The following is a 22,718-nucleotide window of genomic DNA, read 5'->3' on the forward strand; positions in this document are numbered from 1 at the left end:
ATGCGGGACGGTCTCTACGATTCAGGAGATGTCGTCTCGATCCGCTTTGGCGGTGTGCTCAGACATTATGGCGTCGTGACTTCACGCGGGACCGTGATCTGCAATTCGCGCCTGCATGGCGGCGTGGTGGAACAAAGCTTCGAAGCTTTTTCAGCCGGACGTGATGTGCGCCTGCATGGCCGCTACAGCGATCTCGAAGGGTATCATGTCGAGCTGCGTGCCCGGCGCCATCTCGGCAAGGAATATGACCTGTTCGGGTCCAATTGCGGCCACTTCGTCCGCCACGCGCACCGCCGCAAGCCGACCCCGATGCAGGTCGCGACAGCCACCGTACGAACACTCGGCGACATGCTGGGCGGGCCGAAGCCGCGCTATTGAGCTGCCTGCTTAGGCGAGCGCCGCACGCTGGGCGGCGAACAGTTCGTTACAGCCCTTCTCGGCAAGACGCAGCATTTCATCCAGCTCGACGCGTGTCAGCGGACGCTCCTCGCCGGTGCCCTGAACTTCGATGAAGCCGCCGTCAGAACTCATGACAACATTCATGTCAGCCTCGCCTGCCGAGTCTTCCGGGTAATCCACGTCCAGAACGGGATGATCCTGATAGACGCCGACCGAGATGGCGGCGGCCTGTTTCACGATCGGGTTCGCCGGGATCACGCCCTCATCGACAAGGTATTTGCAGGCCAGCGACAAGGCGACAAAGCCGCCCGTGATGGACGCTGTCCGCGTGCCGCCGTCGGCCTGCAGCACGTCACAATCGATCGTGATCTGGTTCTCGCCAAGGGCAGCAAGATCGCAGACCGAGCGCAGTGAGCGACCGATCAGGCGCTGGATCTCTTGCGTCCGGCCGGACTGCTTTCCAGCCGCGGCTTCGCGTCGACCGCGGGTGTGCGTCGCACGCGGCAGCATGCCGTATTCCGCCGTCACCCAGCCGCGCCCCTGCCCTTTCATCCAGCCCGGTACCCGGTTTTCCCAGCTCGCCGTGCACAGGACATGCGTATTGCCGAACTTCGCCAGGCAAGAGCCTTCCGCATAGCGGGTCACTTCGGTCTCGAGGACGATCTCGCGCATCTGGTCAAAGGGGCGGCCTGACGGGCGGACGAGCTGGCTCATGGGGGACCTCCTGTTTGGTGCCACGCCTGATTGCGGGTTTTGCCGCACCTGTCTACACCGGATCGCCTAGGGAACAGAAAGCGGGGGTCCATGACCAGCGACATCACGATTGCGCGGGGTGCGAAGAAACTGCCTATCGGACAGATCGGTCAGCGTCTGGGAATTGGCGCACAGGACCTCATCCCCTTCGGCTACGACAAGGCAAAGATCAGCAGCCACTACCTGGCCAGCCTGAAACAAAAGAAGGATGGCAAGCTCATCCTGGTGACGGCGATCAACCCGACGCCGGCGGGTGAAGGCAAGACCACGACCTCCATCGGCCTCGCCGATGCGCTGCGCCGTCTGGACAAGAACGCCCTGCTCTGCCTGCGCGAGCCTTCGCTCGGCCCTTGCTTTGGTATGAAGGGCGGCGCCACAGGCGGCGGCCGTGCACAAGTCGTTCCAATGGACGACATCAACCTGCACTTCACGGGTGATTTCCACGCCATCACGTCAGCGCACAATCTGCTGGCGGCGATGATCGACAACCATTTGCACTGGGGCGCGGAAACCGGACTGGAACCGACCCGTGTTGCCTGGCGCCGTGTGCTGGACATGAATGACCGCAATCTGCGCCAGATCGTGACCGGACTTGGCGGCTCCGGCAACGGCTCGCCGATGGAATCCGGCTTCGACATCACGGTCGCTTCGGAGATCATGGCCATTCTCTGCCTCGCCAAAGATGCCCACGATCTGGAAGAACGGCTGGAACGGATCGTGGTCGGTTACAAGCGCGGCCGGGTGCCAGTCACCGCGAAGGACATCAGCGCTGTGGGCGCGATCATGGCGCTACTGCGCTACGCCCTGCTGCCGAATATTGTGCAGACACTGGAGAACAATCCCGTCCTCATCCATGGCGGGCCGTTTGCGAACATCGCGCATGGCTGCAACTCGGTCATCGCGACAAAGGCCGCGCTGAAGATGTCGGACTATGTCGTCACCGAAGCCGGGTTCGGGGCAGACCTCGGCGCCGAAAAATTCTTCAACATCAAATGCCGCCAGGCCGGGCTCGCACCATCTGCCGCCGTGCTGGTCGCTACTGTCCGTGCCCTGAAAATGCATGGCGGACTGTCGTTGAAGGAGTCTGCCTCTGTCGGCTATGGCGCGCTGGAAGCCGGGCTCGCCAACCTTGGCCGACATATCGAGAATCTGAAGAAATTCGGCGTGCCGGTGGTGGTGGCGATCAACCGGTTTACCTCCGACACATCCAGCGAGCTGGCAGCGGTTGAAGCCTACTGCCACGATCTGGGCGTGCCGGTGTCGGTCTGCACGCATTGGGCTGAAGGCAGCCGCGGCGCAGAAGACCTTGCCCGCAAGGTCGTCGAGACAATCGATACCAAGCCTGCAGAATTCAAACTGCTCTACCGGGACGAGGCACCCCTGCTCGAAAAGATCGAAACCGTGGCGCGTGAAATCTATCGTGCCGAAAAGGTCGAGGCGTCGGACAATGTCCGCGCGGCGCTCCGGCGAATGGAAGAGGCCGGCTTTGGCCATCTGCCGGTCTGCATGGCCAAGACGCAGTACAGTTTCTCCAACAATCCAAAACTGGTCGGGGCGCCGGAGAAACACGTTCTGCAATTGCGGGAAGTGCGCCTGTCGGCAGGCGCCGGATTTGTCGTGGGCATTTGCGGGGACATCATGACCATGCCCGGCCTGCCCAGGCATCCGGCCGCCGAGGGCATTTCCCTCAATACCGACGGCGAAATCGACGGCCTCTACTAATGTGACAGCTCCCTGCTCTGCCCGCAGAAATTTCATAATGGACCCTAATTAGCATTTTTGCTAATTAGCAGAAATGCAAAACGCTGTCTTCAAGGCCCTGTCCCATCCTGCCCGCCGGCAGATCCTGGCGCTTCTGCGCAAGGGGCCGCAGCTTGCAGGCGATCTTGCTGCCGAATTCGACACGAGCTGGCCGACCATGAGCCGCCACCTCGCCGTATTGAAGGACGCCGAACTGGTGACCGCCGACCGGCAGGGCAACCAGATCCTCTACCGTATCAACACCAGCGTCCTGGAAGACGCCGCCACCGCCTTGCTCGGCTTGATCGGCCGGGATGACGGTGATGACCCCATCAAGGAGGCAGCCGAATGAAACCCTTTGTCCGTAACGGTCTTCTGATCACCCTAGGGGCGACAGCTGCCAGCGTTGCCATCTCGGTGGCAGCCATCCATGCGCTTCCGGCCTCCGGAGAATTTCCAATCCATTGGGGGCCTTCGGGCGCCCCCGACCGCTGGACTGACCGAGCCGGAGCCATCCGCTTTCTCTGGACCCTGCCGGTGATCACGCTGGCGGTCGGCCTGCTAATGGCGGCCCTGCCCTCGATCGATCCGCGGAAGGGCAATATCGAAACCGGCCGGCGCGGCTATGTCGCGATCTGGCTGGCGGTCATGGTGCTGCTGACCTGCATCCATGGCGGTGTCGCCCTTCAGATGACCCGCGTCGGAGAAGCTGCCGAGGGATCCGGTCAGATGGTTCGCTGGATCATCGCTGGGGCCTCGGTCCTGTTCATCATCGTAGGAAATTACCTGCCCAAGACCCGGTCCAGCTTCTTCTTTGGCATCCGCACGCCGTGAACGCTGTCGTCCGATACGGCTTGGGAAAAGACGCACCGGGTGGCGGGGCCGCTGTTCATGGCAGCAGGGGCGCTGGGCCTTGCCGGGGCGTTCATTTTTGATGGTCTGCTACTGGCCGTCCAGCTGACCGCCTGGGTCGGGCTCGCCGCGATCATTTCGGTAATCTATTCCTATTTCGCATGGCGCAGCGCCCAGGATCGGGAACATGGCACCAACCTCACGGTGTGAGGCCTATTGAATGCGGGCCATCGGCCCCCTATCCATTTTGGTATGCAAACGCATCCGGACACACAATCGCTGATGCAGCGCCTCGACCAGCGCTCGCGGGACATTTTCCGCGAGATCGTCGAGGGCTATCTGGCGACCGGGGAACCTGTCGGCTCGCGCACCCTGTCCAAGGGCAGCATCGCCCTCTCCCCTGCGTCGATCCGGAACGTGATGGCGGACCTGACCGAGCTCGGCCTTCTGGACGCACCGCACATCTCCGCCGGGCGCGCACCGACCCATATGGGCCTGCGCCTCTTTGTGGACGGTTTCCTGGAGATCGGTGAACCCGCCCGGGCCGACCGCCAGACGATCGACGACCGCCTGAAATCGGCCGGCGCCGACTTCGAGAACGTGCTGTCCGAAGCCTCCGATATCCTTTCGGGCCTTGCGGGCGGCGCGGGCCTTGTCTCCTCTCCGAAGCGCGACGCCGCCGTGCGCCATGTCGAATTTCTGCCGCTCGGCCCGCGCGATGCCATCTGCATCCTGCTGACCGAGGATGGCGATGTCGAAAACCGCTTCATCCAGGTGCCCGAGGGCCTGCCTTCCACGGCACTGATCGAAGCGGGCAACTACCTCTCCACCCGCATGAAGGGCCGCACACTCGCGGAAGCGGCACAGGATGTGCGGGAGGAGCTGAGCTCCCGCCGTGCGCAGCTTGATGTGACTGCCGCCGGCCTTGTCGAACAGGGGCTCGCCCAATGGAGCGGCGAAACACCCGGCCGGGGCCGGTCCCTGATTGTGCGAGGCCGCGCAAACCTGCTGGAAGATGCCAAAGCCGCCGAGGATCTCGACCGCGTACGCCAGCTATTCAATGAGCTGGAGCGCCAACAGAACGTGCTGGATATCCTCGATACGACACGGGAAGCCGGTGGGGTGCGACTCTTCATCGGCTCTGAAAACCAGCTTTTCCCGCTATCAGGTTCAAGTGTGATCGTCGCGCCCTATATGGGAGGCGGAAAACAGGTCATCGGCGCCCTTGGCGTGATTGGGCCGACGCGGCTCAATTATGCAAGAGTGATCCCGATGGTAGACTATACAGCGAAGGTCGTGGGCGAGATCCTCTCCCGCCGCCGCGCCAAGGACGGAAAATGATGAGCGACGAAGCGAAGACTGAAGACACGGAATCTGTCGAAACGCCTGAAAACGCCGCCCCGGAAGAGGCGACGCCGGAAGATACGATCCTCCGCCTCGAAGCGGAAAAGGAAGAGATGCGCGGCCAGCTGCTGCGCACGCTGGCTGATCTCGACAACACCCGCAAGCGCGCCCAGAAAGAGGTCGCCGATGCGCGGGTCTATGCGATCGAGAAGTTCGCGGCAGACCTGCTCAGCGTCTCCGACAATCTCGCCCGCGCCCTCGCCGCCCTGCCGGACGGGGATCGCGACGCGCTCTCGGAAGCCGGCAAGAACCTGCTCGGCGGCATCGAGATGACGGAGAAAGAACTGCACACGGCGCTGGCCCGCAACGGCGTGTCCGTGATCGCGGCCCTGCCCGGCGACGCGTTCGACCCGAACCTGCACCAGGCCGTGGCGAACGTCCCCTCCCCGCAGGCGCCGGGCACGATCCACGACGTGTTCCAGACCGGCTGGAAGATCGGCGACCGTGTCCTGCGCGCCGCCATGGTCGCCGTCAGCGCAGGCTCCACGAACTAGACTTCGATTTTCAGGTAAACCGCTGAAGCATCGTCCCTGCGCTTGATGCGGGGGATGTCTTCGTGGGGCGTGTCTTCGAAGTCGCGCAGCACGCGGATCAGGGCGGGCAGACCCCGCTCAGACAGGTCCGCCATCAGGCTTTCCAACGTGTGCGTCGCGTAGGGCGAGATGAGCCGGTAGAGGCCGTCGCTCACCAGGCAGACTTCGTGGCCCGGTTTCACCGTCGCACGCTGGATTTGGAGGTTGCCGGCGACCGCCGGGCCTAGACCGAAAACACCTCCGACTTCGTTAGAGAGCCGCCGGCTCTGACGCAGCCAACCCATGCGTTCTTCCGGCGTCAGGGCCATCACGCGGCGGGCTGCGGCGGTCTCGTCTTCCACCTTTTCCGCATGACCGATCAGGCGCACCTCTGACCCGGACCGGACGAGCGCCATGCAGTCGCCCATGAAGACAAAAACCGCCTCGTCGCCCTGCAGCCACATCCAGATACCTGCAGCGATTGGCAGGGCCTCGCCCGGTAATTTCTCCAATGGAATCCGGCTTTCGGCTTCGGCGCGCTGACGCACATCAGCGAGGACGGCGGCGAAATAGGCCTCGGGTGTCTCGCCGCTCTGAGGCCCCTGCATCAGCCGGTCTGACAGGGCTTCGGCGATCCAGGCCGCGCCGCTTTCGCAGGCCGGGAACGGGCGCAAATCGGTCACATCGGTCGCCCCGTCCAACACCCAGGCGGTGCCTGCGGCAGCGTCGAATCCGGCCCGGTCATCACCTGTTTTGCCCGGCACGCCGGGGTCGTTCACCGTGCTGATGACTTCCAGCTGCATCGCCCCGCCTTTTCGTCATGCGCCTTCAGGTAGAGGCCTAGCACGGTTCGCCCCCGCCCGCACATGAACGCTTTGAGACGTTACCGGACGGGCGTGGCGCGGGCCCAGGCGCGTTCGTGCAGCGTGTAGGCGGCCGTCTGCACCAGCGGTTCGATCAGGCCGATGGCCAGCGCGGCGTGCCAGCTGCCGGTCAGGATGAGGGCCACCGTCATCGCCACTGACAGGTGCATCAGGCTGTAGGTCATCGTCTTGAACGCTTGCAATGACATCTGTTGGATAACTCCCGCTCCAGACCATGAAGAACACCAGGAACAGACCATGTAAGGACCATGAATAGCGCCTGTTCCACCGGCCAATCTGGCCCAAGTGCGAATGATTCTCAAATAAATCCTGCAATTCGCTGCCATAGGCGCGGTCTATGGCCGCAAAGCACAGCGAGACATGGAAAAGGCGTCGCAGGCCTCTTGTGACGCGTTGAAATTTCCCCATATCCCAGACCGAACGGGCGAACAGGTTCAAACCCTCCATTCGCCTACTCAAAACGTCACTTGCAGAGCCATCTGCCTTGCGGGGCTGCTAAGCAGACCGCGCGAAACTGGGCGGGTGGCGGCTAAAGGAGAGAGAGACACAAAATGAGTAAGATTATCGGTATCGACCTCGGGACCACGAACTCCTGCGTTGCCGTCATGGAAGGCGGCCAGGCGAAGGTCATCGAGAACGCAGAAGGCGCGCGCACGACCCCGTCCGTCGTTGCCTTCACCGAAGGCGGCGAGCGCCTCATCGGCATGCCGGCACGCCGGCAGGCCGTGACCAACCCGGATTTCACATTCTACGCCATCAAGCGCCTGATCGGCCGTCAGTTCGACGATCCGACCGCGCAGAAGGATAAGGCCATCTCGCCTTTCGAGATCGTCAAGGGCCCGAATGGCGATGCATGGGTCAAAGGCCGCGACAAGGACTACGCCCCGCAGGAAATTTCCGCCTTCATCCTCACCAAGATGAAGGAAACCGCAGAAGCCTATCTGGGCAGCGAAGTGACCCAGGCCGTCATCACGGTCCCGGCCTACTTCAACGACGCCCAGCGTCAGGCCACGAAAGACGCCGGCAAGATTGCCGGTCTCGAAGTGCTGCGCATCATCAACGAACCGACGGCAGCTGCCCTCGCCTATGGCCTCGACAAAGGCGAGAACAAGACGATCGCCGTTTACGACCTTGGCGGTGGTACGTTCGACGTCTCGCTGCTGGAAATCGGCGACGGTGTGTTCGAAGTTCTGTCGACGAACGGCGACACCTTCCTCGGCGGTGAAGACTTCGACCTTCGCATCGTCGACTATCTCGCCGAAGAGTTCAAAAAGGATCAGGGCATCGACCTGAAGACGGACAAGCTGGCCCTCCAGCGTCTGAAGGAAGAAGCCGAAAAGGCCAAGAAAGAGCTGTCGTCCGCTTCGCAATACGAAGTGAACCTGCCTTTCATCACGGCGGATGCGACTGGCCCGAAACACCTCAACATCAAGCTGACACGCGCCAAGTTCGAAACCCTGGTCGAGGACCTCGTGAAGCGCACCATCGCGCCGTGCGAGAAAGCACTCAAGGATGCCGGCAAGTCGGCTTCCGAGATCGACGAAGTGGTTCTGGTCGGCGGTATGACCCGTATGCCGGCTGTCCAGGAAGCGGTGAAGAAATTCTTCGGCCGTGAACCGCACAAAGGTGTGAACCCGGATGAAGTGGTCGCCATCGGCGCCGCGATCCAGGGCGGCGTGCTGCAGGGCGATGTGAAGGATGTGGTCCTTCTCGACGTGACCCCGCTGTCGCTCGGTATCGAGACGCTCGGCGGCGTGTTCACCCGCCTGATCGACCGCAACACGACGATCCCGACCAAGAAGTCCCAGGTCTTCTCGACGGCTGACGACAACCAGCCCGCCGTGACGATCAAGGTCTTCCAAGGTGAGCGCGAAATGGCCGCTGACAACAAGATGCTCGGCCAGTTCAACCTCGAAGGCATCCCGCCGGCCCCGCGCGGCGTGCCGCAGATCGAAGTGACCTTCGACATCGACGCCAACGGCATTGTGTCCGTGTCCGCCAAGGACAAGGCCACCGGCAAGGAACAGGTCATCACCATCCAGGCCGATGGCGGTCTCTCGGAAGACGACATCAAAGGCATGATGGCAGACGCTGAAGCCAATGCAGGTGCCGACAAGGCCCGCCGCGAACTGGTGGAAGCGAAGAACCACGCCGAAGCCCTGGTGCACCAGACCGAGAAGCAGCTCGAAGAGCATGGCGACAAGGTCTCCGAGGACGTCAAAGGCGAGATCGAGAAAGCCGTCGGCGAGCTGAAAGAAGCCCGCGAAACGGACAATCTCGCAGACATCCAGGCCAAGCATCAGGCCCTGATGTCGGCCGCCATGAAACTCGGCGAAGCCATCTACGCCAGCCAGCAGGAGTCGACCGCTCATGCTGACGCGGCAGCGGACGCCGCTGCAGATGGCGACGATGTGGTCGATGCCGACTTCGAGGAAGTCGACGACGACAAGAAATAATCCGTCAGATAACGGAAAAGACAAAGCCCGCCGGATCGCACCGGCGGGCTTTTCATTTGAGACTCAACTAGCAGTGTCCGTCAGCGCCCTCAGGCCTTGCCGGCATATTTGTCGGTCGCGCGGATCAACTGGTCGAGGATGCCCGGCTCCGAATATGCGTGGCCCGCCCCTTCGATGGGATAGAAGTCCGCTTTCGGCCAGGCCTTGTGCAGTTCCCAGGCCTGCCGCATTGGGCACGGCATGTCATAGCGGCCGTGCACGATCGTGCCGGGAATGTCCTTCAGCCGTCCCGCATCGCGCAGCAATTGTCCGTCTTCGAACCAGCCTGCATGAATGAAATAGTGGTTCTCGATCCGCGCGAAGGCGAGTGCAAATTCGGCCTCGTGGAACTGGTCCGAGGTGGACGGTTCCGGCAGCAGGGTGATGGTCTCCCCTTCCCACACGCTCCACGCCTTGGCGCAGCGCAGTTGCTCCTCCCGGTTATCGCCGATCAGGCGCTTGCGGTAGGCGGTGACGAGATCGCCGCGTTCCGCTTCCGGGATCGGGGCGATGAAGGCGTCGTACTTTTCCGGGAACATTTCGGACACGCCGAACTGGTAGTACCAGTCCATCTCCGCCTTGGTCAGCAGATAGATGCCGCGCAGCACCAGCTCGCTCACCCGCTCCGGATGGGTTTCGGCATAGGCAAGCGCCAGCGTCGAGCCCCAGGACCCACCGAAGACCTGCCACTGGTCCACACCGGCCATCTCGCGCAGGCGTTCGATATCCGCGACGAGGTGCCAGGTCGTATTGTTGTCGAGGCTGGCGAATGGTGTCGACCGCCCGCAGCCGCGCTGGTCGAACAGGATGATGTCGTAAAGCGCCGGATCGAACAGGCGCCGGTGACTGGCCGAACAGCCGCCGCCCGGCCCGCCATGCAGGAAGACAGCCGGCTTTGCGCCTTTTGTGCCGACGCGTTCCCAATAGACGCTGTGGCCGTCCCCGGTATCGAGGAAGCCGGTCTCGAAGGGTTCGATTTCGGGGTAAAGCGTGCGCAAGTCTGTCATGGCGTTTCTCCGGTACCAGCCCCTTCTCTAGATCAGGAGGCCGGTACCGGGAAAGCCATGGACTGCCGCTTAGTCGATGACGATGACGACCTTGCCCTGGGCCCGGCGTTCCGTCAGTTCAAGGATGGCATCGGCCGACTTCTCCAGCGGATAGGTGTTGGAGACGTGCGGACGGATCTTGCCAGCGGTGTAGAGCTCGAACAGTTCCTTGACGTTCTGCGCATGCGCCTTCGGATCGCGGGCCACCGCCGCGCCCCAGAACACGCCGCGGATGTCGCAGCTTTTCAAGAGGGTCAGGTTCAGCGGGATCTTCGGAATGCCGGCCGGGAAACCGATCACGAGGAAACGGCCTTCCCAGTTCATCGCGCGCAGTGCTGGCTCGGCATAATTGCCTCCGACGCCGTCATAGATGATGTCCACGCCGCCGCCGGAGATTTCCTTGATGTCGTTCGAGAAGGCTTTCATGCCGTCCTTGTCGAGCTCGCGGGCATAGACGAGGCCCTTGTCGGCGCCCTTGCCGAGGCAGAAATCCACCTTCTCCTGGCTGGAACAGGCCGCGATGACTTCGAGGCCCATCGCCTTGCCAAGCTCGACCGCCGCGATGCCGACACCGCCAGCCGCGCCGAGGACGAGCAGCTTCTCGCCTTTTTTCGGGTCCGCCCGGTCCTTCAGGGCGTAATAGGACGTGCCATAGGTCATCATGAACGCCGCCGCCTCGGCGAACGGCATGTCGTCCGGGATGGGCATCACGGAATGGGCCGCCGCGACGGCCAGTTCCGCCATGCCGCCATTGCCGATGGACGCCAGAACCCGGTCGCCGGGCTTCACATGGGTGACGCCTTCCCCGACTGCTTCGACAAAGCCGGCCACTTCGCCACCCGGGCTGAACGGACGCGGCGGCTTGAACTGATACATGTCCTTGATCATCAGCGAGTCCGGGAAGTTCACCCCGCACGCCTTCACCCGCACCAGAACCTGGTTCTTGCCGTATTCCGGCGAGGCGATCTCTTCGAGGACCAGAGTTTCCGGTCCGCCGACTTCTTTCGACAGCACAGCTTTCATGAGCGCGCTTCCCTTCCTGTCTTGTTGTTTGCTGCGCCAGACGGTAGCGGTGTGGCCTTCATAATCCAAGCCTGACGTAAGGGAGTATTACCAGCTATGGCGAGGAAATGGGCCATCGCCCTGCATGGCGGCGCCGGACCGGTTTTCGGGCGCGACTATTCACGCGAAGAAGCGCACATGGCCGAACTGCTGCGCGAAGGCGGCAAACGGCTGGCCTCAGGCGTGGCCGCGCTGGACGTTGTGGAGGCCATGGTCGCGGCGCTCGAAGAGTCCGGCCTGCACCTGGCCGGAAAGGGCGCTGCGCCCAATAAGGACGGGCGATATGAGCTGGACGCGGCCATCATGGACGGGCGTACCCGCAATGCCGGGGCCGTTGCGGCCCTCTCCGGCATCATCAGCCCCATCGCCGCTGCCCGGATCGTCATGGAGCGCACGCCGCACGTGCTGATCGCGGGCGAAGGCGCCTGGGCGCTGGCGACGGAATATGGCCTGCCAGAAGTGCGCGACCCCGATACCTATTACCAGCCGGTGGAAGAGCGCTGCCTGCTACCGGCCCGGGCCATGGGCACGGTCGGCGCGGTGGTGCTGGACCAGTATGGCGACCTCGCGGCCGCCACCTCCACCGGCGGGGTGAAGTCCAAGACCCCTGGCCGGGTGGGCGATACGCCCCTGATCGGGGCCGGCACCTGGGCGGATGAGCGCTGCGCCATCTCCTGTACGGGCCTTGGTGAGTATTTCATCCGCGCGGCCGCCGCTGCGGACGTTTCCGCCCGGATCCGCTATGGCGGCGCCTCGCTGGAGGATGCCGTGCAAGGCGCGCTGGACGATGTTAAACACCTCGGCGGCGAAGGCGGCATGATCGCCGTCGGCGCCGACGGAACGCTGATCACAGGCTCCAATTCCGGCGGCCTGAAGCGCGGCTTGATGGATGCCGACGGCCGGTTCGAAGTGGCAACCTTCGCATGATCGTCGCTGGCTGGATCGTTCTGGGCGTAACCGGTTTCACCCTGGTGCTGGCGGCGCAGATGCGGATGCTGATCTCGGTGTCGCTGCGCCGGGCGCTGGCAGAGAAATTCGGCGGTGACTATCGCGATGCCATCTACCGCGCCGCCATTGCGGCGGTCGGCACGTCGGCAGAGATCGGCGAGCACACCGCCTGGCTGGCTAAGACCTACCCTGCCCCGATCTCGCATTTGCGCCTTGCCCGGCGGGTGACTTATACAGCGCCAATGGCCATTCTTCTCTCTCTTGCCTATCTGCGCTTCATTGCGAGAGCATTCTGAGCCCATGCGCGGATATTTTGCCATCGGGTCGGAGCGGATCTCCAAGGCCATGAATCTCGGCGCGCTGATGCGGACGGCGAACGCGTTCGGGGCGAGCTTTTTCTTCTCTATCGACGCAGAGCATCGCCTGCGGGCGGCCTATGCCGCCGACACGTCCAAAACGGCGGGTCACATCCCGTACTACCAGTACGACACGATCGACGAGATGCAGCTGCCGCGCGGCTGCCAGCTGGTCGGCGTGGAGCTGACCGACGACGCCGTGATGCTGCCAACCTTCCGCCATCCGGTGCAGGCGGCCTATATCCTCGGCCCGGAGCGCGGCAGCCTGTCGCCGGAAACGATCGCCCGCTGCGACCATGTCGTGAAGATCCCGACCAAGTTCTGCATCAATCTCAGCCTCGCAGGCGCGATGGTCATGTATGACCGCCACCTCGCCCTCGGCGCCTATGCCCCGCGCCCCATCATGCCGGGCGGCGTTCCGGGAGATGGCAAGCTGCCGGGCTGACCCGCTCGCCTGAACCGCAAACAACAGCGGGGTTCATCCGGCGCTCACACCTTTTGTGCAAAGGTGCGGTTACAGAAATCGGCCGCCACAGCCACGTCATTCAGTTTGCCGAAGTTTGGCCTTAACTCTATGACACCTAGACTGGCGGCAGAAACCGAACCGGACGAGACGCTGTATAGAAGATGCATACATTTATGACCCCTTCCCTCCGCTTTTCTGGCCTCCGCTTTTCTGGCCTGCTAGCCGCCGCCGCTCTCCTCGCTGCCCCGCTCGCCTCAGCTGAGCCTGCAGCTGTGGGCCGCTACAAGGACTGGTCGGTCTTCACCGACACGACCGGCGGCGAAACGATCTGCTATGCGGCAACCCCGGCCACCGACAAGGCGCCGAAGAATGCCGACCATGGCGATGTCTGGTTCTATGTGACCAGCTGGAAATCCGGCCGTGCCCGCAACCAGCCAAGCCTCAAGGTTGGCTACAATCTGCGCGAAGACATGGCCCCGAAAGCGCAGGTCGGCCGGTCCAGTTGGACGCTGTTCGCCGTGGGCCGCGAAGCCTTTGCCGACGATTCCGACGATTCCCGCATCGTCACGGCACTGAAGAAAGGTTCGGAACTGCGCGTACAGGCCGTGTCAGCACGGAACACGCAGGTCGCCTATCACTTCTCGCTCAGCGGATCTGCCGCCGCCATCGACAAGGCCGCCGCCACCTGCCGCTAATGCCTCACTCCGGCAGAACGAATTTTTCCGGGTGCTTTCCTTCAGCATCGCGATAGTGCGCGACGATCTCGGCCATGTCTGCGCCGATGTCTTCGCCCGGCATCATCGGCCCTTCGAACCGCATTTCCCTTGTCCCGAAGTCCAGCACCGCGATCAGCATCGGCACACCGGCCGATTTCGCGATATGCCAGAAGCCGGTTTTCCAGTTTGCATTCGCATCCCGCGTACCTTCCGGTGAAATGGCAAGGTGGAGGGAGTCGGCCTGCTCGAAGGTTTCCCGCATCAGTGTGACGACATCGCCGGATTTCGATCGGTCGACCGGTACGCACCCTGCCCGGCGCACGAGCCCGCCGAAAGGGCCTGACACTAGCGAGGCCTTGCCCATCCAGCTGAGCTTCTGCCGATACCAGCCTGCTATGGCGAGCATCAGAAGGCCGTCGAAATTCGATGTGTGGGGGGCTGCGATCACGACCGACTTTGTCACATCCGGCCAGTCCGTCGCGACATGCCAGCCCGCCGCTTTCAGAAACAGCCAGGACATTCCCCGGATCCCTTCGGAAACGGCGCCGCGATATGGTCCGGATTTGCCGAATTTTCCGCGCGGGTTATGCACAGGGGCGTCTTCGTTGATCATGAGCGTCCCCTTGCTGGATATGTGTATAGACGTTCCGGACACAGAAGTCGCGTAGAGTCCGGCCGGAAAACGGCCAAAGAAAAAGGCCAGCCGTGTGCTTTGGCTGGCCTTTCCTTTATCTCACACCCTCAATAGGGTGAGGCAGCTTAGTAGCTGTCCTGCGTCACGGGCGTCAGGATGATCTCGACGCGGCGGTTGGCAGCGCGGCCTTCAGCGGTCGAGTTGTCGGCGATCGGCTGGGTTTCGCCCATGCCGATGGCGCGCATGCGGACCGAGGCAACGCCCTGGCTGACGAGGTAGTTCTGCACGGAAGCCGCGCGGCGCTGAGACAGCTGCATGTTGTAGTCATCCGGGCCATCCGAAGACGCGTGGCCAATGACGTCCACAGCCGTCGACGGATAGTCGACCAGCGTCGTGGCGACATCGTTCAGCGTGGCATAGAAGCCCGGTTTGATGGTCGAGCTGTCGACATCGAATGTGATGTTGGATGGCATGGTCAGCGCGATCTGGTCGCCCTGGCGCTCAACACCGATACCGGTACCAGCAGTCTGTTCGCGCAGTGCGCGTTCCTGCTTGTCCATGTAGTCACCGACGGCAGCGCCGGCGATGGCGCCCACTGCTGCACCGATTGCAGCATTGCGGCCGTCGTCCCCGCCCGCGAGCGTACCGGCTCCGGCTCCGAGGATCGCGCCGGCAGCGGCGCCGGTCCAAACGTTACGGCTGGGCCCTTCCGCACAGGCGGCGAGCATTGAGACAGCACAGACGGCAATGGCGAGACGTTTCATATTATCAGCTCCATATCTGGATCAGCCCACTTTTCGGGACGCGTATCAACGCGCGGCGGAGACATATGTTCCGCTCGTGGCTTTTTGAGGGCGATCGGATGAACCCCTTGTGAACCAAAGCTGTACTGGTGGTTTCCGCCTGTCACCCAACCGTGATATAGGCCCCGCGAAATGAAGATCGAACTGGACCTCTCCCGCCGCCCTGACGCGGTCCCTGCTGCCCCGTCTTCTCTGGCCGGGCTGAGCCTGCCTGCGCTGAAGGCGGAGATGGAGGCCATGGGCGTCGATCCGAGGAAATCGGGCATGCGCGCCAAGCAGCTGCGCCGCTGGATTCATCATTTCGGCACGCAGGACTTCGCCGACATGACCGATGTGGCAAAGGAACTGCGCGCCCAGCTGGCGGAACGCTACATCCTCAACCGCCCGGAAATCGCCGATCATCAGGTCTCGCGCGACGGCACACAGAAATGGCTGACCCGGTTCGGCCCCGGCATCGAAGGCGAAAGCGTCTTTATCCCGGATGTCGGCAAGGCGGGGGCGCTCTGTGTCTCCAGCCAGGTCGGCTGCACGCTGAACTGCACCTTCTGTCATACCGGTACGCAGAAACTGGTCCGCAACCTGACGGCTCAGGAGATCGTTGCGCAGGTGCTGATCGCGCGCGACGAGCTCGGCGAATGGCCGACCTCGACCGAGAACCGCCGCCTGACCAATATCGTGTTCATGGGCATGGGCGAGCCGCTCTACAATCTCGACAATGTCGCCGAGGCGATCGACACGATTTCCGATGGTGACGGCATCGCCATTGGCCGCCGCCGCATCACGGTGTCGACCGCAGGCGTGGCGCCGAAGATCCCGGAACTGGGCCACCGCACCAATGCCGCGCTCGCCATTTCGCTGCACGCGACGAATGATGACCTGCGCAACGAGATCGTGCCGATTAACCGCAAATACGATTTGCAGACCCTGTTCGACGCGATCCGCGCCTATCCGGACCTCAGCAATTCGAAACGTGTGACGTTTGAATATGTCATGCTGAAAGGCGTCAACGACACGCTGGCTGAGGCGCGTGACCTTGTCCGCCTGCTGAAGGGTGTTCCGGCGAAGATCAATCTCATCCCGTTCAATCCGTGGCCGGGCAGCCCGTATGAATGCTCCGACTGGGAGACGATCGAGGAATTTGCCGAAGTGCTGAACCGGGCCGGTTATGCCAGCCCGATCCGTACGCCGCGCGGCCGTGACATCCTTGCGGCCTGCGGCCAGTTGCGCTCTGAAAGCGTCAAGAAATCCGCCGCGGAAAAACGCCGCGAAGCGCTCGCGGCCGAGGCTGGCGACGCCGAGGCGTAAGAGACCGGGAAGCTTTCACCTCCCGGCCCGTTCCGATCATTCTTCGTCCAGCTTGCTGATACGCTCCTGCGCTTCGGTCAGGATGTCTGCAACGGCCTTGCGGCGGTCCAGATCCTCCGGGTGCGCCCGAACGGCTTCGCGCACGGCATGGCGCAGACGCCACATGGCCCCGCGCACGTCCAGCGGGTCTTCCGGCCGGTCGCTGTCCAGCAGGTCCGCCAGCCTCAGTTCGATCCGTGCCAACGTCGCGGCTTCGGCTTCGAGTTCGGCTTCGCCTTGCTCAGTCAGCCTGAATGACCGGCGCGATCCGTCTGCCTCGGCATGCACCCAGCCCAGATCCAGCAATGCTTCCAGCGCCGGATAGATGACGCCGGGGCTCGGCACATAGGCGCCGCCCGTGCGGGCTTCGACCTCGCGGATGATTTCATAGCCGTGGCGCGGCTCTTCCGAGATCAGTTTCAGGATCAGGAGGCGGAGATCGCCATGGTCGAGCGGGCGGCGGCGACCACGGCCACCGCCGGGGCCTCTCCCCTGCCCGCGTCCGAATCCGCGTCCACCTCGTCCCTGGCGCATGCCCCATCCCTTTCGGTCATTACAGCCGCCAACACAGTCTTCGCCCTGGTCGACAAAAATGTGCACGCCGGCACCGCGATTTGAATGTCTGTTTCGATATCTCATTTTGTGTCCTTTCGATATATCTGATCGGAATATAATTTAGATATATCGAAAATACAAGATATAGATATATCGAAAAATTTGAGACGGGCTGATAACGGGCTCTGGAAGGCGTTCAGGAGGATGGATAGGTTGCGCTCATGCGCACCTGGTCGATCTTCCTCTTGCTGATCCTGCTTCCCGCCTGCCGGGAGGAGACGGTGCAAGCCTGCGAGGCGATCCGGTTCGAGGACCAGCCCTTCACAGTCTGCCAATTTGCGGCGGACGATCCGGGCCTTGCCCTGTTCCACACCCATTCCGATGGCGCGCCGTTTGCGGACTTCGACCGTCTGGCGGACGCCGTCACAGTCGATGGCGGAGACCTCGTCTTCGCGATGAACGCCGGCATGTACCATGAGGACCGCCGCCCGGTCGGGCTCTATGTCGAGGACGGCCAGCAGAGCGCCCGCCTCATCAGCAATGCCGGGCCCGGCAATTTCGGCCTGCTGCCGAACGGCGTGTTCTGGGTGGATACCGAAGGCCACGCGCATGTGACCGAGACTCTGGCTTATGAAGCCCTTTCCCCCGGCGCGCGCTTCGCCACACAATCCGGCCCGATGCTGGTGATCGATGGCGCGCTGCATCCGGCCTTCAATCCGGGCGGCACCAGCCGCAAGCGCCGCAACGGAGTCGGCCTCAGCGCCGATGGCGACACGCTCTGGTTCGCGATCAGCGACGCGCCGGTGAACTTCGACACATTCGCCCGTCTCTTCCGCGACCGGCTCGGCACGCCCGACGCGCTCTATCTCGATGGCGTGGTTTCCCGGCTCTATGCGCCATCTCTCGGACGGGATGATGGCGGCACCGATATGGGTCCGATCGTCGCGATTGTGCGCAGCCCTGCCCGGAACGCGCGCTGATCTGAAAAAACACTGTCGGGTGCTGCACCGCAGCGCGTTTGGCTGCTTGTGCCTACTCGCCTTTGGGGATAGGGACTCGCCTCTTTCTAACCGGAGAGAGAGCATGCCCGGATCGGCGGTCGTCCTCTATGGACTCAAGAATTGCGACACCTGCCGCAAAGCGAAACGCGAACTTGAAGCTGCCGGCAGCAAGGTAAAATTTGTCGACATCCGTGACGAGGCCGACCTGTCTGCAAAGCTGCCGGTCTGGCTGAAGGCCGCGCCGGACAAGCTGGTCAACAAGAGCTCCGCCACCTGGCGCAGCCTGTCCAATGCCGAAAAGGCAAAGGCCGGCACGAACGGCGAAAAGGCCCTGCTCTCCAAGCATCCGACCCTGATCAAGCGCCCGGTCATCGAAAATGGCAGCGCCGTGCATGTCGGCTGGGGCAAGGACGTGCAGGCCACCCTGCTCGGCTGATGATTATGAGTATCACGATCCGGCAGGCCGATTACAGCGATCCCGCGGACGCCGCCGCACTGGTCGACATGCTGGACGCCTATGCGCGGGACCCGATGGGCGGCGGCAAACCGCTAAGCGCGCATACGCGCGACCATCTCGCCGCCGAACTGGCGACGCGGCCACACGCGGTGAGCTTCCTCGCTTTTGACGATGGCGCGCCAGCCGGTGTGCTGAATGCGTTCGAGGGCTTCTCTACCTTTGCCTGCAAGCCGTTGCTGAACGTGCACGATATTGCCGTCCATGCCGACCACCGCGGCAAGGGAATCGGCAGGATGCTGCTGGATGCCGTCGAGGCCGAAGCGCGCCGGCGCGGCTGCTGCAAACTCACGCTCGAAGTCCTCTCCGGAAACACCCGCGCCCGCAGCGTGTACGAAGCCGCCGGCTATGCGGCTTACGAACTCGACCCGGAAAAGGGCCAGGCGATGTTCCTTGAGAAGCCGCTCTAGTTTTTCTGTACACTGAATTACAGAGCGCCGCCGGAAGCACGATCCGTCTTGTCCAATCACTTTTATTGTGAACGCATAACCGTCCCGGCGCCCCTTCCAGACGGCGGGTCTCGGCCTATCTACCTGCGACGGGACCAACCCGCGGATGAGGAGAGAGATCATGAAAACTTCAGGCAATACAATTCTGATGACGGGCGGCGGATCGGGCATCGGCCGGGAGCTCGCCCGGGAATTTCATGCCCTCGGCAATACAGTAATCGTCGCAGGCCGCACCGCCAAAACCCTCGACGAAACCATTGCCGGACGCAGCGGCATGCACGCGCGCACGCTGGATGTTCAGGACGCCGCCGATATCGCCCGCTTCGCAAAGGAGCTGACCCGCGATTTCCCGGCGCTCAACGTGCTGTTCAACAATGCCGGCATCATGGCGAAGGAAGACTGGCTGGCCGACCCGGTGGATCTCTCCGTCGCAGAGGCCACCATTGTGACCAACATTCTCGGCCCGATCCGGCTAACCGCTGCCCTACTCCCGCACCTCAGGGCTCAAGCGACCGCGCGGGTCGTCAATGTCACGTCGGGCCTGGCCTTCGTGCCGCTCGCCCATACACCTGCCTACAGTGCCTCGAAAGCCGCCATGCATGCCTGGACGCAGTCGCTGCGCTACCAGCTGCGCGAGACGGCCGTCGAAGTGATCGAGCTTGCGCCGCCGGGTGTCCAGACGGGCCTCACGCCCGGCCAGTCAACGCGTGAAGGCTATATGCCGCTGAAGGATTTCATCGCCGAAACGATGGAAAGTTTCGGCATCGAAGACACGCCCGCGGAAGTCTGCGTCCAGCGCGCCAAGCTCCTGCGCGGCGCCGAAGCCGGGGGCAATTTCGACCAGGTCTTCAAGATGCTGAACGATTCCTATCAGGGCTGACGCTCCTTATTCCCGCCGGAGTGCCGGGCACCCGGCGGGGCAACCCGTTTCCAACCGGGCGTCGCAACAAATCTTCCATCTGGCCAAGGCGGTCCCTCCGGACATATAGTTCGTGATCTTTCGACTGATCAGTTCCGGGGGGAAATGATGAAACGACGCACACTCGCAGCCTTTGGCCTGCTTGCCGGCGCGCTCGCTGCATGTGGTGACCATTCGGTCATCGATGATGCCAAGGATGCCTATTTGGCGGAATGTCCGGGCCAGTCGCTTGGCAGGATCGTCAATGGCTATTTCATCAATGACTTTGACGCCAAGACTTTGTGGACCGCCTATCGCACCGACGATCCGGACACGGTACGCGTCACGGCAGAAGGGGAGATCCTCTATGTCGGCGTCAACACGGCCGCCACGCTAGAAGTTCTCTACAACGAGGCGCGAGATGAACTGTCGCTCTCAGGAGTGAAGTTCGGCGGCAAGGACCAGCCCCGCCCCTTCGCCGAAGCGCTCGTCTCAAACATGTGCGACAAGGCCAAAGGCCTCTGACCCGCTCTCGATGAAACTCAAGGCCTACAACAAATTCTGCGGCAGCCTTCCCCACGCGACCAGTGTCATCCAGTGGGGCAAGGCGACGGTGTGGAAAGTAGGCGGAAAGGTTTTCGCCATCGGCCGGGAGGAAGACGGCGACATGGTCTGCTCGTTCAAGGTCTCGGAGATGAGCTTCGACATCCTGAAAGAACAGCCAGGCTGCCGGGGCGCGCCGCATCTGGCGTCACGCGGCATGAAGTGGATCCAGCGCTACAGCGCGGATACACTTTCCGACGATGATCTTAAGGCCTATCTTGAAGGCTCTTACCAGCTGGTCGCCGCCGGCCTCACAAAAAAGCTCCAGCGGGAACTCGGGTTCCTCAAGGACGGCAAATAGACCTCAGCGCCGGCGGCGCGGATTGAGGTAAAGGTCTGCCTCCTGATGATCCAGCTCGCGCACGGCCCGGCCGCGACCGATCATTTCCACCTCGTGCGAGACGTGCCGGCGTACGGCGCCGTTGAAACGCAACATGGTGCAGAACATCTGCAGCACAGATTCCAGCGCCGCATAGGAATGTGCCGCGTCGAGCTTCACCATCCAACTGCCGCCAAGATTGATGATCCGGTGGTCCAGCGAACCGATCTTGCGGTTCTTGTCGTCATAGAGCGTGTAGTCGGCCCCGATGCCGATGACGTTCCGGCGCAATCGATAGAAGCGAGGACCTCGGGACGTCTCGATAAAGAAGGAGAATTTCTCAGGGAACAGCGGCCATTTCTGTGCGGACCGTTCCAGCTGGATCAGTTGTTTCGACCGTGACAGGTTGAGCGAAAAGGCGCTGACCGGCACGCCGCGCGCGCCGATGGAGAGCTGCAGCGAGCGGCCCATCATCAGTTCCATCGTGCCGCGCCAGTGCATGTTCTCTGAGAACAGCTTGATCACCAAGCGGCGCTTCATGTCTTTGCCTTCCTTCCACAATTCCTTGCGGTAGGCGACGATGCCGGAGCGTTTTCCGTCTTCGCGGATCTGGCCGATGATTTCCATATCCTTGGTGAACTGGTCAGACTCCGCCTCATGCTGGGTATGCTTCATGATCCCGATTTCGGTCAGGTTCAGGTCTGTCAGCCACAGATCGACCTTGAAACGTTGCCATTTGGTTGGCTTCGTCTCGGTCTTTGGGGCAGCAGCAAGGGCAGCATCGAAGGCCATGGGCGGATCTCCCGTCCGGGTGTTCAGAGTCTGCCACCAGACATGGACCAATCGGGTCGACAGAAGGTTAATGGAACTGCGGCGGCTGTTAATCACGGCGCAGGTGTGCCTGCCGCCTCATCCATGCCACAAAACCCCGGACATTTCGGGGACACCATGAAGACCAGACTGATCCGCGCACTCACGCTTCTCGCCCTTGCCACTTTCGCAACCCTTGTTCCTGCAGCCGCCGAATCCGCTCGGGCCTGCCCCGCCGGGGCCGAGCAGACGCTCTACGATATGGAAATGGCCATTCGGCAGGGGACGCAGACCGACCCGGCCGCAATCCTGGAACTGGCGGAATGGGCCATCGAGACCTGCCCGGACCGACCGGATGCGCAGGCCATCGCCTCCACCCTGTCCAGCGCCGTCATGGGCACCGCCACGGACCTGGACACGCTGGAGCGCTACATCACGCTGACCCTGACCGCGATCACGCAGAACGATTATGCCTGGAAAACGAAACAGAAGCCGAGCGTGCTGAAACAGCCAGATGGCAGTGAACAGACCTATTTCGGCTACAATGCTGCGACCACATCGCTGCTGAAATACGCTGTGCCCTATATGATCCGGCTGGCGGAGGCGGGCCGTGTCCATCCGGTGATTTCGGGCACAGCCTATGCGACCTGCCCCTTTGCAGATCATGCGGACTTCCGCCTGCAGGAAGAGGCAAACCTGTGGGATCGCACGATAAAGACAAAATACGAGCATCCGGGCTTTGGCTGGGCCGGGAACCGCCTGCAGTCGCTCTATGCCGCCTGCCCCGCCCACAAGCTGGAGCTCGATTTCTACCTTGCCCGCCTCTACGGGCAGGAAGTCGAACGCCTGACCCGTTGGGAGCACGTCTATCTGGAGAACATCAATTTCGGCAATGGTGGTTGGATCTGGACCAATCCGGCCCTGCCGCAGAAGACCTTCGATGACGACAAGCAGATGCGCGCGCAGAAGGCCGAACTGGACGCCATCGCCCGCCCGCTGGCCGAAAAGGCCCGGCCTCATATCGACGTACTGTTGCGCACGCCGGAAGACCAGATCCGTATTTACAATGACCAGTTGGGCAAGGTCCGCGACTGGGACAAGGCGGTCAAAAAGCTCGCTTCCAAAGCAGCGGAATAGACGAATAGACACCAAGGT

The 22,718-nt window shown here is 62.5% G+C and carries 29 protein-coding genes; 20 read left to right on the plus strand and 9 right to left on the minus strand.

Annotated elements, in window-relative coordinates; translation table 11 throughout:
- Positions 1–378 carry a hypothetical protein gene (locus HY26_RS09250; RefSeq protein WP_034765393.1) on the plus strand — a complete coding sequence of 126 codons (378 nt, stop codon included), beginning with the start codon at positions 1–3 and terminating at the stop codon, positions 376–378.
- Positions 379–387: 9 nt separating this feature from the next.
- On the opposite strand, the gene rph is transcribed toward HY26_RS09250, so the two are convergent.
- A complete protein-coding gene (gene rph, locus HY26_RS09255) occupies positions 388–1,113 on the minus strand; it encodes a ribonuclease PH (protein WP_034765391.1) in 726 nt (241 codons plus the stop codon).
- Positions 1,114–1,203: 90 nt separating this feature from the next.
- Between rph and HY26_RS09260 the strand changes: the two genes are divergently transcribed.
- The 6 genes from HY26_RS09260 (at position 1,204) to grpE (ending at position 5,642) form a co-directional block, all read left to right on the plus strand.
- Complete coding sequence (locus HY26_RS09260) at positions 1,204–2,874, plus strand: formate--tetrahydrofolate ligase (RefSeq protein WP_034765387.1); 1,671 nt, start codon at positions 1,204–1,206, stop codon at positions 2,872–2,874.
- 73 nt (positions 2,875–2,947) lie between these two features.
- A complete protein-coding gene (locus tag HY26_RS09265) occupies positions 2,948–3,244 on the plus strand; it encodes an autorepressor SdpR family transcription factor (protein ID WP_034765385.1) in 297 nt (98 codons plus the stop codon).
- On the plus strand, positions 3,241–3,726 hold the full coding sequence (locus tag HY26_RS09270; protein WP_034765383.1) for a DUF1648 domain-containing protein: 486 nt from the start codon (positions 3,241–3,243) through the stop codon (positions 3,724–3,726). The genes HY26_RS09265 and HY26_RS09270 overlap by 4 nt, the downstream gene beginning before the upstream one ends.
- 3 nt (positions 3,727–3,729) lie before the next feature.
- A complete protein-coding gene (locus tag HY26_RS09275) occupies positions 3,730–3,954 on the plus strand; it encodes an SdpI family protein (protein WP_081813039.1) in 225 nt (74 codons plus the stop codon).
- Between the two features lie 42 nt (positions 3,955–3,996).
- Positions 3,997–5,085: a heat-inducible transcriptional repressor HrcA gene (gene hrcA, locus HY26_RS09280; RefSeq protein ID WP_034765381.1), complete on the plus strand. Its 1,089-nt coding sequence runs from the start codon at positions 3,997–3,999 to the stop codon at positions 5,083–5,085.
- Positions 5,085–5,642 (plus strand): nucleotide exchange factor GrpE, encoded by a 558-nt coding sequence (gene grpE / locus HY26_RS09285; protein WP_034765379.1) that lies wholly within the window; start codon positions 5,085–5,087, stop codon positions 5,640–5,642. The genes hrcA and grpE overlap by 1 nt, the downstream gene beginning before the upstream one ends.
- On the opposite strand, the gene HY26_RS09290 is transcribed toward grpE, so the two are convergent.
- Entirely contained in the window at positions 5,639–6,463 is an 825-nt protein-coding gene (locus HY26_RS09290; protein WP_034765376.1) for a protein phosphatase 2C domain-containing protein, read from the minus strand. The two genes, grpE and HY26_RS09290, sit on opposite strands and share 4 nt — an antisense overlap.
- An 80-nt stretch (positions 6,464–6,543) precedes the next feature.
- Positions 6,544–6,732 (minus strand): DUF2061 domain-containing protein, encoded by a 189-nt coding sequence (locus tag HY26_RS09295; RefSeq protein WP_034765374.1) that lies wholly within the window; start codon positions 6,730–6,732, stop codon positions 6,544–6,546.
- A 363-nt stretch (positions 6,733–7,095) separates the two neighbouring features.
- Here HY26_RS09295 and dnaK point away from each other — a divergent pair, with 363 nt between their 5' ends.
- Positions 7,096–9,000 (plus strand): molecular chaperone DnaK, encoded by a 1,905-nt coding sequence (dnaK, locus tag HY26_RS09300; protein WP_034765372.1) that lies wholly within the window; start codon positions 7,096–7,098, stop codon positions 8,998–9,000.
- 89 nt (positions 9,001–9,089) lie between these two features.
- On the opposite strand, the gene pip is transcribed toward dnaK, so the two are convergent.
- The gene (gene pip / locus HY26_RS09305) at positions 9,090–10,046 is read right to left on the minus strand and encodes a prolyl aminopeptidase (RefSeq protein ID WP_034765370.1); all 957 of its coding nucleotides are present in this window, start codon (positions 10,044–10,046) and stop codon (positions 9,090–9,092) included.
- A gap of 69 nt (positions 10,047–10,115) precedes the next feature.
- Positions 10,116–11,108 (minus strand): NADPH:quinone oxidoreductase family protein, encoded by a 993-nt coding sequence (locus HY26_RS09310; protein WP_034765367.1) that lies wholly within the window; start codon positions 11,106–11,108, stop codon positions 10,116–10,118.
- A 96-nt stretch (positions 11,109–11,204) separates the two neighbouring features.
- On the opposite strand from HY26_RS09310, the gene HY26_RS09315 reads away from it, so the two are divergent.
- The 4 genes from HY26_RS09315 to HY26_RS09330 all read left to right on the plus strand — a co-directional run bounded on the left by HY26_RS09315 (position 11,205) and on the right by HY26_RS09330 (position 13,612).
- On the plus strand, positions 11,205–12,074 hold the full coding sequence (locus HY26_RS09315; protein ID WP_034765364.1) for an isoaspartyl peptidase/L-asparaginase family protein: 870 nt from the start codon (positions 11,205–11,207) through the stop codon (positions 12,072–12,074).
- Positions 12,071–12,391, plus strand: coding sequence for a hypothetical protein (locus HY26_RS09320; RefSeq protein WP_034765361.1), 321 nt, complete (start codon positions 12,071–12,073; stop codon positions 12,389–12,391). The genes HY26_RS09315 and HY26_RS09320 overlap by 4 nt, the downstream gene beginning before the upstream one ends.
- Before the next feature lie 4 nt (positions 12,392–12,395).
- Positions 12,396–12,896: an RNA methyltransferase gene (locus HY26_RS09325; protein ID WP_034765359.1), complete on the plus strand. Its 501-nt coding sequence runs from the start codon at positions 12,396–12,398 to the stop codon at positions 12,894–12,896.
- Between the two features lie 194 nt (positions 12,897–13,090).
- Positions 13,091–13,612, plus strand: coding sequence for an invasion associated locus B family protein (locus HY26_RS09330; protein WP_065383163.1), 522 nt, complete (start codon positions 13,091–13,093; stop codon positions 13,610–13,612).
- A 4-nt stretch (positions 13,613–13,616) separates the two neighbouring features.
- Here HY26_RS09330 and HY26_RS09335 read toward each other — a convergent pair whose 3' ends face one another.
- Entirely contained in the window at positions 13,617–14,246 is a 630-nt protein-coding gene (locus HY26_RS09335) for a 1-acyl-sn-glycerol-3-phosphate acyltransferase (RefSeq protein ID WP_051599823.1), read from the minus strand.
- Positions 14,247–14,392: 146 nt separating this feature from the next.
- Positions 14,393–15,031 carry an OmpA family protein gene (locus tag HY26_RS09340; protein WP_034765357.1) on the minus strand — a complete coding sequence of 213 codons (639 nt, stop codon included), beginning with the start codon at positions 15,029–15,031 and terminating at the stop codon, positions 14,393–14,395.
- A 171-nt stretch (positions 15,032–15,202) separates the two neighbouring features.
- Here HY26_RS09340 and rlmN point away from each other — a divergent pair, with 171 nt between their 5' ends.
- Positions 15,203–16,375 carry a 23S rRNA (adenine(2503)-C(2))-methyltransferase RlmN gene (gene rlmN, locus HY26_RS09345; protein WP_034765355.1) on the plus strand — a complete coding sequence of 391 codons (1,173 nt, stop codon included), beginning with the start codon at positions 15,203–15,205 and terminating at the stop codon, positions 16,373–16,375.
- A 36-nt stretch (positions 16,376–16,411) separates the two neighbouring features.
- Here the strand turns inward: rlmN and HY26_RS09350 are convergent, their stop codons facing one another.
- Positions 16,412–16,948 (minus strand): PadR family transcriptional regulator, encoded by a 537-nt coding sequence (locus HY26_RS09350; RefSeq protein ID WP_034765444.1) that lies wholly within the window; start codon positions 16,946–16,948, stop codon positions 16,412–16,414.
- 242 nt (positions 16,949–17,190) lie between these two features.
- Here HY26_RS09350 and HY26_RS09355 point away from each other — a divergent pair, with 242 nt between their 5' ends.
- From HY26_RS09355 to HY26_RS09380, 6 genes are all read left to right on the plus strand, one after another.
- A complete protein-coding gene (locus HY26_RS09355) occupies positions 17,191–17,949 on the plus strand; it encodes a phosphodiester glycosidase family protein (protein WP_034765352.1) in 759 nt (252 codons plus the stop codon).
- A gap of 103 nt (positions 17,950–18,052) precedes the next feature.
- The gene (locus HY26_RS09360; RefSeq protein WP_034765350.1) at positions 18,053–18,406 is read left to right on the plus strand and encodes an ArsC/Spx/MgsR family protein; all 354 of its coding nucleotides are present in this window, start codon (positions 18,053–18,055) and stop codon (positions 18,404–18,406) included.
- Positions 18,407–18,411: 5 nt separating this feature from the next.
- Positions 18,412–18,894 (plus strand): GNAT family N-acetyltransferase, encoded by a 483-nt coding sequence (locus tag HY26_RS09365; protein WP_034765439.1) that lies wholly within the window; start codon positions 18,412–18,414, stop codon positions 18,892–18,894.
- A 160-nt stretch (positions 18,895–19,054) separates the two neighbouring features.
- Entirely contained in the window at positions 19,055–19,813 is a 759-nt protein-coding gene (locus HY26_RS09370) for an SDR family oxidoreductase (RefSeq protein WP_034765347.1), read from the plus strand.
- A gap of 147 nt (positions 19,814–19,960) precedes the next feature.
- Positions 19,961–20,356, plus strand: a complete 396-nt coding sequence (locus HY26_RS09375) for a hypothetical protein (RefSeq protein ID WP_065383164.1) — start codon at positions 19,961–19,963, stop codon at positions 20,354–20,356.
- A 10-nt stretch (positions 20,357–20,366) separates the two neighbouring features.
- Positions 20,367–20,735 carry an MmcQ/YjbR family DNA-binding protein gene (locus HY26_RS09380; protein WP_034765341.1) on the plus strand — a complete coding sequence of 123 codons (369 nt, stop codon included), beginning with the start codon at positions 20,367–20,369 and terminating at the stop codon, positions 20,733–20,735.
- Positions 20,736–20,738: 3 nt separating this feature from the next.
- On the opposite strand, the gene HY26_RS09385 is transcribed toward HY26_RS09380, so the two are convergent.
- Complete coding sequence (locus HY26_RS09385; protein WP_051599821.1) at positions 20,739–21,545, minus strand: hypothetical protein; 807 nt, start codon at positions 21,543–21,545, stop codon at positions 20,739–20,741.
- Positions 21,546–21,701: 156 nt separating this feature from the next.
- Between HY26_RS09385 and HY26_RS09390 the strand changes: the two genes are divergently transcribed.
- Positions 21,702–22,700, plus strand: a complete 999-nt coding sequence (locus tag HY26_RS09390) for a hypothetical protein (RefSeq protein ID WP_051599820.1) — start codon at positions 21,702–21,704, stop codon at positions 22,698–22,700.
- Positions 22,701–22,718: the final 18 nt, after the last annotated feature.

Source organism: Hyphomonas sp. GM-8P (genome assembly GCF_003263315.1).
Lineage (GTDB): Bacteria > Pseudomonadota > Alphaproteobacteria > Caulobacterales > Hyphomonadaceae > Hyphomonas.